Source organism: Borrelia sp. P9F1, from assembly GCF_030436115.1.
In the GTDB taxonomy this organism is placed as follows: domain Bacteria; phylum Spirochaetota; class Spirochaetia; order Borreliales; family Borreliaceae; genus Borrelia.
This window is the reverse complement of the sequence record NZ_CP129407.1, coordinates 170,922-184,723: the sequence shown is the minus strand read 5'-3', so window position 1 is coordinate 184,723 and position 13,802 is coordinate 170,922. Positions and strand designations below refer to the sequence as shown.

Genomic DNA, 13,802 nt, shown 5'->3' with positions numbered 1-13,802 from the left:
TCACACTCCCATTTTATTAATTATCGTGTCTATTAATTCTGTAGAAACAACAATAAACTTGCTCGCAGCAATGAAGGCTTGTTGAAATTCTATCATATTGGTCAGTTCCTCATTTTCATTAACGCCGGAAATTGATAGCCTTAGATCAGTTAGATCCTTAAGTATTTGTGTTTGACTAGTTTTTGTAACTTCCGCTATTTGTCCCTTTATTGCAATGTTAGACGCCGTATTTGCAAAATAGTCATTTAATGTTAAATTTTTTCCAATCATGATGGGCGAGCTTACAAAAGATGCGATACGTAATGCCGCCTCATTATCTCCAATAGCGATATCGTTCGTAGGGTTCCTAAGATTTGCTACAATCTTCGATGGATCCTCTACAAGTTCTTTAGCCACCTTAAGCCATGCCGATGGGTTTTTTAAAGGAGAGACAGAATACCCAGATGTATTCTTTAGCTGATCGGTCGTATTAATATTTTGATAATTATAAGCACCTCCAGCACCCGATGCGTTTAAAATCCCCGTGTATCCTGTTAAAAATAGTCCTGAATCTTCAATGTGCCTAATTCTAAACACAGCGTTTTCCTTGTCTTCCTCTTTGACGGCTTTAATTTCAAACTTTCCTTCTGTATTGATTCTTGCGGTGACTTGTGCATTAGAGTTGTTTATTTTATTTATTACGTCCTGAACAGTGTCTGTTGCATTATACGCTATCTCTACAAATTCGTTTTTGTTTGCTACTTCAAATCTCAAAATTCCTGAAAATCCAAGTTTTTCTTCTGGAAAGATTTCATTTGTACCGTTTATTTTAAAAAGATGCACAGAATCAAATTGACCATCCCCATTGCTGTCATAACGCCCACGCTCATCTGTTAATTCATATATTTGGTCAAAAAAAGCTCTCCCATTCCTTTTATCAAGTCCATGTCCTGAGATATGAATTTCATTAATGAGTTCCGTAACGTTAACTGCCATGTTGTCTAGCTCATTGATCTCATTTTTAATTTCGTTGTCCCTTGCATTAATGAGAGCGCCCAACTTTCCCGTGTCGATATTAGCTAACTCTCCATTTCTCCATAAGACATTCCATTTGGTTCTAGTAGGACCGTTAGAGGCTTCTAATGTGAATTCGTTCACAATCGTACCTTGAACAAGGTGTTTTCCTTCTGTGTGAATTAAGAATTCATCGGGGTCCTGTTTATTTCCTATTGATACACCAATAAGGCTGCTTAGCTTGTCAACTATCAAATCTCTAGCATCTAATAAATCATTGGGATGATCTTTCATTGCAATTGCTTTCTTAATCTGCCTATTAAGCTCACCAATGTTTCTGAGATAATTGTTTATTTCTTCGGTAGTAATCTTTACTTCATCATTCGCCATTATATATATGCGCTCAAGGGAATGAAATCTATTCTTGACTACTTCTGCAAAAGATTTCCCCCTTTCCAAGATAATATTTCTTTCAGCTAACCCTTGAGGTTGCCTTGACAAATCCTGCCAACCTTCCCAAAAGTCATTTAGTCTTCTTCTGATTGATTGCTCTTCCGGTTCGTTGTAAATATTCTCAAGCAAAGAAATGAATTTATTCCTTGAGGTCCAATACCCAAGTCGGTGCGATTCTTCAATTATTCGTACGTCTAGCAGCTCATCTCTCATTCTTTCAATAGATTGAACCATTATCCCTTGACCCAGTTGACCAGCTTTTTGCGCTCTATTTAGATGGGGGGCATAAATTGGCATCTCGGTTTTCATTATGATTCTCTGCTTTGAATATCCGGGTTTTGATGCGTTAGTCAAGTTATGTCCGGTTGTGTTCATAGCATCCCTGTGGGCGAACAAACCCCTCTTTCCAATTTCTATTCCTGAGAATGTCGAATCCATTCTAGACTCCTTAAAGTTTTTTATTTATTAAAATAGACGCTTCATTTAGGCTCCCGCTTCTAGGTCCATAAGGACTTCTGTAAGTGCTACTCCCGACACTTTCACGAGCATCTTTGAATATCAAATCCAGCATACCAAGCGATGTTTCCACATAACTCGATATTAAATAATTCAGGTTTTTAATATTTATCATCCCCATCCTCAATCGATGAGAGTAATTATATATCTCTTTTTTATAAACCACACACAACTTTTCTATTGCTATATAGGTTGATTCGAATTTTTCATGCCCTGTAAATTCTTTCCAAATTCTATCTCTCTTCCCCTCTATGTCCTTGAACTTGTTAAGGTAAACACTGGTCTTGTTCACCGATTCCCTAAGTAGTGCTTCATTTTTCTCATCAAGGTATTTCTTTATGTCTAGACACAAGGAATGAATACCTTCTACTAAAACAACCTGTTCCTCTAGAGTATCTTTTAACTCAGTTTCTAGTTTAATTTTCATCCTACAGGCTCAAATTGTAAACTAAATTAACAAGATTTACAAATTAATTTTAAGTTTAAAAGGTTTAATAATTTAAGAAGTATTACTATGGTTCGATGTTTTAGTTTTTTACGCTATGGTATAATTTGTCCTAAGTTTTATGAGCAAGCTTTTTCAAAGAGATGATGACATTGTTTCACTTGCCACACCTTTTATGAGCAGTGCTTTGTGTGTGATTCGTAGTAGTGGAATCTCTTCGATTGAGAAATTTTCTAAAATATTTTCGGCCCCTGATCGGCTTATTGGAGCGTGTGGTAATACCATCCACTATGGATACATAGTGGATAACGAGACCTGTGAAAAATTGGATGAAGTTATGGTTTGTCTTTACAGGGCACCAAAAAGTTTTACTGGACAAGATTCAATAGAGGTTATGGCTCATGGTTCTCCTATTGGAATAAGGAGAATTATAGATTTGTTTTTAAAAGTAGATTTCAGGTTGGCTGAACCTGGTGAGTTTACTCTTCGTTCTTTTTTGGCTGGTAAGCTTGATCTTACTAAAGCAGAGGCAGTCAATGAGCTAATTTTTGCTAAAACGAATAAGATTCATGCTCTTTCTGTTAATAAACTTTCAGGTTCTTTATTTTCTAAAATAGATTCAATAAAAGGAGATATTTTAAACTTTCTATCAGCACTTAGTGTTCATCTTGACTATGAAACAGGTGAGAACGAGGTTGTAATTCCTTTTGAGGTTGTTTTAAAAAGTAAAGACGAACTTAAGTTATTGATTGATTCTTATGATATTTCAAAGAAGATGGATCATGGAATTACGTTGGTTTTAGCTGGGTCTGTTAATGCGGGTAAATCTTCTCTTTTTAATCTATTGCTTAAAGAGGATCGGGCTATAGTTTCATCTTATGCAGGAACTACAAGAGATTATATTCAGGCAAGTTTTGAGCTTGATGGAATTTTATTTAATGTATTTGATACAGCGGGGTTTAGGGAGACTGGAGATTTTATCGAGAAACTGGGTATGGATAGGAGTAATTCTTTAATTGAGGAAGCGTCCCTAGTTCTTTATGTTATCGATTCAAGTATAAAGCTAACGAAAGATGATTTAGACTTCATTAATTCTTATGGAGATTGTTCAAAGGTTCTTTTTGTTATAAATAAGGCGGATTTAAGACAGGATAAACATACAGTTGAATTTCTTAACTCAGGTAGTATAAATACATTAAACTTAGTAAAAATTAGTACTAAGACTTTGTTTGGAATAGATTCTCTTTATGATAAAATAAGGGCGTTTACATGTTTTGGTTATGTTGATGTTAATTCTTATGACGTTGTGATTGCTTCAAGTCGTCAGGCAGAACTTCTAAAGAGTGCTTATAATCTGCTTATTGAATTGTTGGATAAAATTGAGAAACATGTAAGTTATGATATGTTGGCGTTTGATGTTTATGAGATTCTCAACCTTTTAGGTGAAGTAACGGGTGAGGTTACTAATGAGGATGTGCTTATCAATATGTTTAAGAATTTTTGTTTGGGGAAGTAGATATGGATTTCGATGCTATTGTGATTGGGGGGGGGCATGCTGGTATTGAGGCGTCTCTTGCGCTTTCGAGATTAAATTTTAAGACGCTTTTAATTACTCAGAATCTGGATACGATTGGAAAGCTTTCATGTAATCCAGCAATTGGTGGACTTGCTAAGGGAAATATGGTACGAGAGATTGATGCTCTTGGTGGAGAAATGGGACGCATTACTGATTTTAGCATGATTCAATTTAGAATTCTAAACAAGAGTAGGGGACCTGCGGTACAAGCTCCGCGTGCTCAGGCCGATAAATTAATGTATCAGGTTAAGGCAAAGGAAACATTGGAGGGCCAGAGTAATCTTGATCTTTTTCAAGATAATGTTAGTGACTTTTTGCTTAATTCTTTGAAAAATAAGATTGAAGGAGTCATTACAGAAAGAGGAAATAAATTTACATCTCGTGTTGTGGTGCTTACAACTGGAACTTTTCTTGGAGGCAAAATATTTATTGGTAATTACAAAGCTTCTATGGGAAGGCTATCTGAGCCTGCTACTTTTGGACTTAGGAATATTTTATCTGACCTTGGATTTGAAATGGGTAGACTCAAGACAGGGACTTCTGCAAGAATACAGAGAAGGAGTGTAGATTTTGCAAGAACGGAGATTCAATTTGGAGATTCTGATATTATTCCTTTTTCTTTTTCAAATGATTTAGTAGATAAGTCTCAACTCTCGTGTTACATTACTTATACCAATAGTAAAACCCATGAAATCATAAGCAATAATATGCATCTCTCACCGCTTCATTCTGGGGAGATTGTTGGAAATGGCCCTAGGTATTGTCCTTCAATTGAGGATAAGATATTAAAATTTAGAGATAAAGATAGGCACCAAATATTTATTGAACCTGAGGGGTTAAATACCGGGGAGATGTACCTTAACGGGTTAAGTACTTCGCTGCCCGAGGGTATTCAGTTAGAGTTAATTCGTAGTATTAACGGTCTTGAGGATGCTGTTATCACAAGGCCTGGATATGCGGTTGAGTATGATTATGTTAATCCTATTGAGCTTTATGCAAGTCTTGAAACTAAAAGAGTTGAGGGTCTCTTTATTGCTGGACAAACTAATGGTTCTTCGGGATATGAGGAAGCTGCAGCTCAGGGTTTGATGGCTGGAATTAATGCAGCCCTCAAAATTCAGAACAAAGAACCAGTTATACTTGCAAGAACGAGTTCTTATATTGGCGTACTCATTGATGATCTTGTTACTAAGGGGACTGGGGAACCTTACAGGATGTTTACTTCAAGGGCTGAGCATAGGCTTAATTTGCGACATGATACTAGTGATAAGCGGTTAATGAGATTAGGGTACGAGATTGGATTGGTTGAGGAGGAAAAGTATTCTGCATATCTTTTAAAGGAACAAAAAATAGAAGAAATTAAGGAACTTTTGCGTCAGAGGCGTCTTAGGGACAGAGAAACTAGTGATTTGAAGTTAAAGAAGCATATTCATAAAGATTTCTATCATATATTGAAAGATCCATGCATTAGTTTAAATGATCTTGTTAAGATAGATTCTAGGCTTGATTTTTCAAGAGTTATTCTTGAGCAGGTTGAGTTGGATATTAAGTATGAAGGTTATATTAATAGACAGAGGGACTTAATTAGGAAGATGGACAATCTTGAGCTTATTAGATTGCCTCTTGATTTCAGCTATGAAGTTGATGGCTTGTCAAGAGAAGCAAGGGAAAAATTTGCCAAAATAAAGCCATCGAACCTAGCTCAGGCCAGCAGAATTTCTGGTATTAGGAATACGGATATTCAAGTTTTACTTATATATTTCTCAAACCCTAAAAATAAGGTAGTACCTAAGTTGGCTCTGTGATGTGTTTTTTTGAATCTACTTTGAAAAATTTAGGGATTTCTTTTACTTCAGAAAGTATTGATAAGTTAAGGATTTATATCAAAAAAATATTATTGTATAGTGGCAGACTTAATTTAGTGTCAAGTAATGATAAAAATTTTGAAGCGGTGTTGTTTCATGCATTGGATTCTTTGTCTGGCCTGCCTGTTGTCATAGATAATAATCCTCATCAAGTATTTGATGTAGGTAGTGGTGCAGGGTTTCCGGGAATTGTTTTGGCTCTTTTTGATAAGCATAGAAGGTATTTTCTCCTTGATCGTAGCAATAAAAGAGCTACTTTTCTAAGAATGATGAAGATAGAGCTTGATATGAACAACGTAGAGATACTAGAGCATGATATTAAAGAAGAGAAGGGTAAGTATGAGTTTGTTACAGTTAGGGCTTTTAGGGATATAAGGGAATATGCAAATATTTTGAGATTAGTCTTAAAAGACAGAGGTTTGATTATGGCCTATAAGGGAAGGCTTAATAAGGTTAAGTTTGAAATTGAGACCATTGAATCCTTATTTAGAAAAATAGAGATAAAACCATCATTCATTAGTGGCGAAAAAGAAAGGAATTTACTTCTGCTTTATGCATAGTTTTATGTTTGTTTTTAATGAAAAATAAATTTTAGTAACATAGGAGTGGTATGAAAAGTAGTTTTCAAATAGATTCAGAGGTAGAGAATGCGTTAGGTTTAATAAACAAGTTTAGGAGAGAGGTTTCAAGCAGGATCCTTGGGCAAAAGGAGATGATTGATGCCATTTTAATGGGAATTTTGACCGAAGGGCATGTATTACTTGAGGGTGTTCCAGGGCTTGCGAAGACATTAACAATACAGACAGTCTCAGATGTTCTTGATCTTGGGTTTAAAAGGGTTCAATTTACGCCAGATCTTTTACCTTCAGATCTTACGGGAAATATGGTATACAAGAATACTACGGGGACTTTTAGGGTGAGAAAGGGCCCTATATTTTCAAATATTATTTTAGCGGATGAAATTAATAGGGCACCTGCAAAGGTTCAAGCGGCGCTTCTTGAGGCAATGGCTGAATGTCAAGTGACCCTTGGTGATGAAACACATAAACTGCCAGATCCATTCTTTGTTCTTGCAACTCAAAATCCAATTGAGCAAGAGGGAACTTATAACTTGCCAGAAGCTCAACTTGATAGGTTTTTACTGAAGGTTAATGTGAATTATCCTGCCATTCAGGATGAGATAAAACTTCTTAAGATATTCTCAGTTGGAGGAGGCCTTGATAATATTAAGGTTGCAAAGGTAATGAATTCGTACTCTTTGGCAGATCTTAAACGTATAGTCGGTAAGGTAAAGGTAGATGATAAGATAATGCTTTATATCGTTACTTTAATAGCAGCTTCTCGTGAGAATGACAAGAAAACTTATCCATTTACTAAATATATTGAATTTGGTGCATCTCCTAGGGCATCAATTAGTTTGCTCAAATGTGCTCGTGTTAATGCTCTTTATGAGGGTCGACTATTTGTTCTTCCAGAAGATGTTAAGGCTGTAGCTTATAATGTTTTAAGGCACAGAATTACCCCATCTTATGAAGCAGAAGTTGAAGAAATGAATACGGATGATATTATTAAGATACTCCTCTCAGCGGTGGCGCTTCCTTAGAGAATGGGATGTGATATGCACGAGAATAATGAATTAAATACTAGCACTAAGTCTAAAATAAAGGCTTTGAGATTTTTTTCAAGAAAAATGCTTTTAGAACTTAATTTTGGTGGGTATCGTTCAATCTTTAAAGGGCTTGGCCTTGAATTTCATGAATTTAGGCCTTATGAGGAGACTGATGATGCTAGGTTTATTGATTGGAATGTTAGTGCTAAAACCGATAGCATCTTTTCAAGGGTTTTTAAAGAAGATAAGGGGATGAATCTTCATCTTCTTGTTGATAATTCGCTTTCAATGAGTTTGGGCAGCGCTATTAACAAAAAGGAAATTCAGGATTTTTTAGTTTCTATTTTTGCTCATATGGCTTTTTTTAACAATGATAAAATAGGCATAACCTTTTTCTCAAATAAAACAGATAAATTCATTCCTTCTAGGAAAGGTCATTCACATTTGGGATTAATTTTAAATGAAACAATAAATAGGAAGCTTCAAAAGGGAAGTAACTTGACTTATATATTTAAAAATACAGCTGAGTATTACAAAAAAAGATCTTTAATTATCATTATTTCGGATTTTAAAGCAAGTGATTATTTCAGGTCTTTAACTGTTCTTAGCAAACGGCATAACATCATTGCAATAAGGCTTGCAGATTTTTTTGATGAAAATCTTCCTCAGTATGGATTTTTAACTTATGAAGATATTGAAACGGGTGAAGATTTTTTGGCTTCGGGTTTTAGTAAGGCGATAGTGAATAGTTATAAAAATTATTGGATACTAGATAAGATAAGGTGGAAGCAAGAGTGCGTAAAAAGAAGTATTAATTTTGTAGAAATTAGTACAAAGGATGATGTCTTTAGGAAAATAAAAGCCCTTTTGAAAAAGGATAGCAGAGTTTGAAGAATATAATGGTTGTTTTTTCATCTCTTTTATCTCTCAATTTATTCTCATATGAATTAAAAGACGAGATATTTATTCCAATCCGTTACTATGTGGGAGATACTGTTGAGCTTAAATTGTCTTTAGTTCTGAATGAAGATGAAAAATTTACTCCGGTTGATTTTAAGGAAGTTAAGAATGAGTTTGTTGAAGTTCATTCATTGATCTACAGACCCGAAAGGGGAGAGATCATCATACAATTTGTTTCATTTTATGTTGGGAGTAATAACTTGCCACCCATTTACGTCGGGGACGTTATTAAGGACAATAAATTGTTTAAGGTTATTCTTAAGAATATAAAAATAAACACCAGCAAGCTGATCTTTGCAGATGATTCTACCAGAATACAAAACATAGAAGGTGTTCTTTTCCTTCCGGGAACAAGCACCTATATTGTCGTTTTTGTTTTAGCACTTGTGGTAGTTCCTTATCTTTTTATTAAGTTCTTAAAGCTTATAAGGTATTTGTTAATATTTTTAATAATAAAACACAATTTGAGAAAGCCATATAGAATTTTTCAAAAACAGTTTGTTATCTTGTCTGATTATATTAAAAATGAGGAGGAGCAGATTGTTTTTTATAATTTACTAAATTCTACTTTAAGAGTTTATTTATCCAAAAAAACAGGCTTTGATTTTAATGCAATTACCACAACTGAAATTTCTGAAATTTTACAGAATCTTAATGTGCCATATGAAATTCGTTCAACTTTGATTAATATGCTTAGGATTTCTGATTTTAGTAAGTTTAGTGGGTCTAATTTGTTAGGTGGGAATCTGTCGATTGTTTTAGAGGATCTTAAAAGAGCAGCTCTGAGTTTTGAAGAATTTAATAGGAGTAATAGTGCTAACATTTAATTCTCCTCTATACTTATTTTTACTTATACTTCTTCCACCAATAATTTACTGTAGTCATTTTCTTAGGAATAGGGGGGGGAAAGTCAAATTTCCAATATCTCTTTATGGCAGTGTTGGTTCTCTAAAATTTAGGGATTATGGACTAGACCTGTTGTATTTTACAACTTACTCTTTTCTTTATCTGGCAATAACAGGTATGATTTTGACCTTATCAGGGCCTTCTATTTCAAAAAAGAAGATGGTTTATCTCAGTGATGGAGCAGATATCATTATTGTATTAGATATATCACCTAGTATGGGTGCTGTTGAGTTTTCTTCTAAAAATAGACTTGAATTTGCAAAGGAGTTAGTTAAGTATTTTTCTTTTCAAAGAGAGAATGACAATATTGGTTTAGTGGCTTTTGCAAAGGAGGCCTCGTTAATAGTTCCACTTACGGTTGACAGGGATTTTTTTTCCAAAAAGTTAGACGATATTTACATTATGGATCTTGGCAATGGTTCTGCTTTGGGTCTTGGAATTTCAATAGCTCTTTCTCATTTAAGGCATTCGGAGGCTCCTAGTAGGTCAGTTATTGTTCTAACAGATGGAGTAGTTAATTCGGATGAAGTGTACAAGGATCAAGTAATAAATCTTGCTAAGGGATTGAATGTTAAAATTTATTCCGTGGGAATTGGTAGTAGTGAGGAACTTAATGTTGAATTTAAAATGAGGTCTGGTAAATTTTATCAGGGTACTTTAAGAGAAGTTTACGATTCTAGCATGCTTTCTGAGATTTCAAATCAAACTGGAGGACTTTTTTATTCTGTAAACGATGATTTTTCATTTAAATTTGCAATTCAGGATTTTTCAAAAAAAGAAAACGTGGAAAGGAAGGTTAAAATTTCTGTTGAAAATAACGACATTTACAACGAATTTTTATTAGTAATATTTTGTTTACTCGTTCTTCATTTTGTATTTTCTAAGGTCCTTTTGCGAGAGGTATTATGAGCATAGGAAATTATTACGCTTTATACTTGTTTGTAGTTTTGTTTTTGATTCTTGTTGTCTATATCTACAATTTTAAGAAAGGTCTTCCGTTTTTTAAAAATTTAAGTCTTATGTATGTTAATAACGCATACATAAAAAACTATTACATAAAAAAAATACTTATGATGTTTTTTTTCATCTTGGGTTTGGGTTTTTTAATTCTTTCTATTTTAAATATTTCTTGGGGACATAAAGTTACTGAAGACGAGAGGGCAAATTTAAGAATATCTTTTGTTTTTGACATATCTCGTAGTATGTTGAGCCTAGATGAGGGCAGATCGATTAACAGACTGGAGAGTGCTAAGGATGTTATCAGTTTGATTTTGAATAACCTTGAGAGTGCTGAGTATTCGCTTACTATTTTTAAGGGCAGGCCGGTGCTAGTGTTACCCTTTTCTAAAGACAAGACTAGTCTACATAAAGTATTAAATTATATTGAACCTAATTTGATAAGTTCTCCTGGTAGTTTTTTAGGCGAAGGGGTTTTTAGTGCCATACAGGGAATAAAGGATGATTCTTATTATAATTTTTTGATAATTTTAACGGATGGGGATGAATGGGGCGAGAATAATTATTATAGATTTTCTAAATTGGTGGATAGTATGGGTATTAGGAGCTTTATAGTTGGTATTGGGAGTAAAAATCCATCTCCTTTAGTTTATAATGATTTGGTTGTTAAGGATAAAGAGGGAGGCGTGGTTAAGGCTTTGTTTAATGAGGATAATTTACATCTTCTTGCCTCTTCTCTTAAAGGGTCTTATTATGATTTGTATTTAAAAGGTACAAATTATGTTATCAATGAGATAAGAAATGATATAATGAAAAAAAGTTCAAGTGATATTATGATTGTTGGCATTCTGAGGTATAAAGTTTTCTTAGTTGGGTCTCTTTTGTGCGCGTTATTGTATATATTTGTTAGGGTTATTAAATGGGACGAAACTTTTTAGTCAGGTTGTTGCTGGGCATTGCGTTTGTGTCTTTTTTTTCTTGTACTAATGTTAGGTCTATGTCTCTTATGGCCGTTGGAAATTATGAATACATTAGAGGCAATTATCAAAGTGCGATCTCTACTTACTACAATCTTGTGGATGACGTTGAGAGTTCTTCTTGGGGCTATTATAACCTTGGTGTTGTATATTATTCTTTGGGTGAGTATGAGAGCTCTCTTCGAATGTTTTCATATGCAAGAAGAGAGGATGATGTTTTTCTGAATTTTAGCATAAATTATAATGAGGGAATAATATATTATAACCAAGGACTTTATCGAAAGGCGGAGATAGCCTTTAAGGAAGCTTTAAGAATTAATCCTGCAAGCTATAATGCTAAATACAATCTTGAGCTTGCAATAATTAAAAAGAGGAGCGTTTCGGATAATTTGGAAGCTTTAAGTGTTAATAAAGGTAAAGATTTTATTGAGAATAATGAGAATTTTTTAAGGTACATTGAGAATCTTGAGAGGATTTTATGGATAACAAGAACAGAGGAAGGTGTTGTGTCTCCAAAAGAAGATTGGTAGCATTAACATTTTTAGTTTTCTTTTTTATAAATTTTAAAATCTTAGCATTATCTGGTAGCGATTATTTGTTATCGGATAGGGTTCTTAAAGGGGATAAAGTTGTCCATGTTATTAGACTAGAGCTGTTTCATGGATTTGATGAGAATTTATTAAAGATGGAAGCAAGCGAGGATATAGATGGACAAACTAGACTTGCTTCGATATCTAGGGTTTCAGATGGGAGTGGTTTTGTTGCTGAGGTTAAGATTGAGTATTACCTTGAAAAGTTGGGGCTTGTTAAAATTCCTCCGTTAAAATTGAGCTATCGTGATGAGGTTTATTTGAGTTCAGAGTTTGAAGTGAGTGTCTTAAGAGAGGATGAGATGCAGTCTTTTGGTTTGCCGGTTGAACTGTATTGGGATTTTGGAGAGGAGGAAGTTTATGAGTATCAGAGTGTTGGAGTTGTTTTGCGTTCGAACTGGCTTACGAACAGCAACCTAAATTTTGTTATCGGTGCTTTTAGTGCCGTTAAGGATGCGATGATTGATAGGACTCCTATATTTGGAAACATTAAGTATAGAACTTTCAATAGTAGAGAAATTTTGGACGTGCCTCTTTATAATTTTATTTTGACTCCTCTCAGGGGGGCAAAAGATGTTATTATTCCTAGTATTTCTTTTCATGTAGACGAGCATATTAGCCGTGTGGTTCCTGAACTTTTTTTAAAAGTTAAACCTATTCCTGAAGAGGTTAAGTCTTTAGCAGTTGGTAACTTTAAGATTGAATACGAGTTTCCAAACTTAAGTTCTATTGATCAGGATACCTTTACTGTTTTGATAAAAATAACAGGCCAAGGAAATCTTCCGCATATTCGTTTTCCAGAGATTGAAACTTATAATGCAAAGGTCATTTATAAGAAAGAGAATTACAACTTTGAACCTTCTAAAGATGGTTATAAGGGTAACATATCTAAGATATATACCATTAAGCCGGATAATAGAGGAAATTTATTTTTAAATATTGGTGAGTTTACTTACCTAGAACCTGAAGAGGGGAAGGTTTATAGGCTTGAAGGTAAGCGGTTAAAATATGAATATTATGGAGAATTTAAAAATAGCGATGAATCTGCTAGGGATTTATTTTCTGATTTTAGGTTGCTCTCGTATCACGATATCTTAAATTATAAGAACAAAACCTTTCTGTTTTTTGTGCCTGCTTACTATTTGGTTTTAATACCAGGATTTTTGTTTTCTTTAGTCATTTTTATTAGATATAAAAGATTTTTTGTTGCTTCAGGTTTAGGGTTAGTGATTTTAATATTAACTTTTAGCGTTAGCCTTAATGCTATAAGTGATGGTTCTTTTTCAGAAGAAAGTGTAAATGATCTGATTGAAAGTTACGAATCAAAAAACTATGAGGATTCGCTTAACAAATTGGATAATATTATAAAGAAAAATTCAAGTTATTCGGGACTTTGGTTAAATAGAGCACTTATTTTGAGCAAGATGGAAAAAGATTTTGATGCAACTTATTCTGCTTATAAAGCGTTTTTCACTTCACCAAGTAATGAAACTTTTTACAAAATTGTTGATTTGATTGAAGCTAGGAGTGGTGTTAGTGAGAATATTAGGAATAATAGTTTTGTGTTTTCTAATGTTTTTTTCATCTTTAGTTTGATTTTAATAAATGTTTTAATAATAGTGCTTTCTTATAGATTTTATGCAAGGAATTTAAAGAAGATAATTTTGTTCTTGCTTTGTCCTGTTATCTGCTTTGCTTTGTTCCAAACATATTATTTCTATACAGAGCAACAGGCCGAAATTGGAATCATTAAAGGAGACTTAGTTTCTCTCTATAAGGTTCCTGACAACTTCTCAAGGAGCTGGAAGTTTATAAAGGGCAATGTAAGTGTCTATTTGCTCGATAGAAAAGACGATTTTGTGCTTATTCAAACGAGCCACGGGCTTCAGGGGTGGGTTTATAAAAACTTTATTTCATCTGTTAAGGATAACTTAATAACCTGATACATAAGCGTA

Annotated in this window: 12 protein-coding genes; 10 read left to right on the top strand and 2 right to left on the bottom strand. The window is 34.0% G+C overall.

The annotated features are described in order from the left end of the window. Together flgK and QYZ68_RS00885 are read right to left on the bottom strand one after the other, a co-directional pair. Entirely contained in the window at positions 1-1,884 is a 1,884-nt protein-coding gene (gene flgK, locus QYZ68_RS00890; RefSeq protein ID WP_301383683.1) for a flagellar hook-associated protein FlgK, read from the bottom strand. Positions 1,885-1,894: 10 nt separating this feature from the next. Further along, positions 1,895-2,389 carry a flagellar protein FlbF gene (locus QYZ68_RS00885; RefSeq protein WP_301383681.1) on the bottom strand — a complete coding sequence of 165 codons (495 nt, stop codon included), beginning with the start codon at positions 2,387-2,389 and terminating at the stop codon, positions 1,895-1,897. Positions 2,390-2,528: 139 nt separating this feature from the next. On the opposite strand from QYZ68_RS00885, the gene mnmE reads away from it, so the two are divergent. Genes mnmE through QYZ68_RS00835 form a run of 10 tightly spaced genes read left to right on the top strand, consistent with a single transcriptional unit; the run spans position 2,529 to position 13,790 of the window. Then, on the top strand, positions 2,529-3,923 hold the full coding sequence (mnmE, locus tag QYZ68_RS00880) for a tRNA uridine-5-carboxymethylaminomethyl(34) synthesis GTPase MnmE (protein WP_301383680.1): 1,395 nt from the start codon (positions 2,529-2,531) through the stop codon (positions 3,921-3,923). A gap of 2 nt (positions 3,924-3,925) precedes the next feature. After that, complete coding sequence (mnmG, locus tag QYZ68_RS00875; RefSeq protein ID WP_301383678.1) at positions 3,926-5,788, top strand: tRNA uridine-5-carboxymethylaminomethyl(34) synthesis enzyme MnmG; 1,863 nt, start codon at positions 3,926-3,928, stop codon at positions 5,786-5,788. Continuing rightward, complete coding sequence (gene rsmG, locus QYZ68_RS00870; protein ID WP_476390617.1) at positions 5,785-6,408, top strand: 16S rRNA (guanine(527)-N(7))-methyltransferase RsmG; 624 nt, start codon at positions 5,785-5,787, stop codon at positions 6,406-6,408. Before mnmG ends, rsmG begins: the two co-directional genes overlap by 4 nt. Before the next feature lie 50 nt (positions 6,409-6,458). After that, positions 6,459-7,451, top strand: coding sequence for an AAA family ATPase (locus QYZ68_RS00865; RefSeq protein ID WP_301383675.1), 993 nt, complete (start codon positions 6,459-6,461; stop codon positions 7,449-7,451). Between the two features lie 15 nt (positions 7,452-7,466). Further along, complete coding sequence (locus tag QYZ68_RS00860; protein WP_301383673.1) at positions 7,467-8,348, top strand: DUF58 domain-containing protein; 882 nt, start codon at positions 7,467-7,469, stop codon at positions 8,346-8,348. After that, positions 8,345-9,244, top strand: coding sequence for a hypothetical protein (locus tag QYZ68_RS00855; RefSeq protein WP_476390616.1), 900 nt, complete (start codon positions 8,345-8,347; stop codon positions 9,242-9,244). Before QYZ68_RS00860 ends, QYZ68_RS00855 begins: the two co-directional genes overlap by 4 nt. Next, positions 9,231-10,232 (top strand): vWA domain-containing protein, encoded by a 1,002-nt coding sequence (locus QYZ68_RS00850; RefSeq protein ID WP_301383671.1) that lies wholly within the window; start codon positions 9,231-9,233, stop codon positions 10,230-10,232. The genes QYZ68_RS00855 and QYZ68_RS00850 overlap by 14 nt, the downstream gene beginning before the upstream one ends. Next, positions 10,229-11,218 carry a vWA domain-containing protein gene (locus tag QYZ68_RS00845; protein WP_301383670.1) on the top strand — a complete coding sequence of 330 codons (990 nt, stop codon included), beginning with the start codon at positions 10,229-10,231 and terminating at the stop codon, positions 11,216-11,218. The genes QYZ68_RS00850 and QYZ68_RS00845 overlap by 4 nt, the downstream gene beginning before the upstream one ends. Continuing rightward, on the top strand, positions 11,200-11,787 hold the full coding sequence (locus tag QYZ68_RS00840; RefSeq protein ID WP_301383668.1) for a tetratricopeptide repeat protein: 588 nt from the start codon (positions 11,200-11,202) through the stop codon (positions 11,785-11,787). Before QYZ68_RS00845 ends, QYZ68_RS00840 begins: the two co-directional genes overlap by 19 nt. Further along, positions 11,736-13,790, top strand: a complete 2,055-nt coding sequence (locus tag QYZ68_RS00835) for an SH3 domain-containing protein (protein ID WP_301383666.1) — start codon at positions 11,736-11,738, stop codon at positions 13,788-13,790. Before QYZ68_RS00840 ends, QYZ68_RS00835 begins: the two co-directional genes overlap by 52 nt. Positions 13,791-13,802 lie beyond the last annotated feature (12 nt).

What these genes read in the sequence shown, in the direction of transcription:
- flgK (WP_301383683.1), bottom strand. Translation starts at nt 1,884, where the DNA reads ATGGATTCGACATTCTCAGGAATAGAAATTGGAAAGAGGGGTTTGTTC.
- QYZ68_RS00885 (WP_301383681.1), bottom strand. Translation starts at nt 2,389, where the DNA reads ATGAAAATTAAACTAGAAACTGAGTTAAAAGATACTCTAGAGGAACAG.
- mnmE (WP_301383680.1), top strand. Translation starts at nt 2,529, where the DNA reads ATGAGCAAGCTTTTTCAAAGAGATGATGACATTGTTTCACTTGCCACA.
- mnmG (WP_301383678.1), top strand. Translation starts at nt 3,926, where the DNA reads ATGGATTTCGATGCTATTGTGATTGGGGGGGGGCATGCTGGTATTGAG.
- QYZ68_RS00865 (WP_301383675.1), top strand. Translation starts at nt 6,459, where the DNA reads ATGAAAAGTAGTTTTCAAATAGATTCAGAGGTAGAGAATGCGTTAGGT.
- QYZ68_RS00860 (WP_301383673.1), top strand. Translation starts at nt 7,467, where the DNA reads ATGCACGAGAATAATGAATTAAATACTAGCACTAAGTCTAAAATAAAG.
- QYZ68_RS00845 (WP_301383670.1), top strand. Translation starts at nt 10,229, where the DNA reads ATGAGCATAGGAAATTATTACGCTTTATACTTGTTTGTAGTTTTGTTT.
- QYZ68_RS00840 (WP_301383668.1), top strand. Translation starts at nt 11,200, where the DNA reads ATGGGACGAAACTTTTTAGTCAGGTTGTTGCTGGGCATTGCGTTTGTG.
- QYZ68_RS00835 (WP_301383666.1), top strand. Translation starts at nt 11,736, where the DNA reads ATGGATAACAAGAACAGAGGAAGGTGTTGTGTCTCCAAAAGAAGATTG.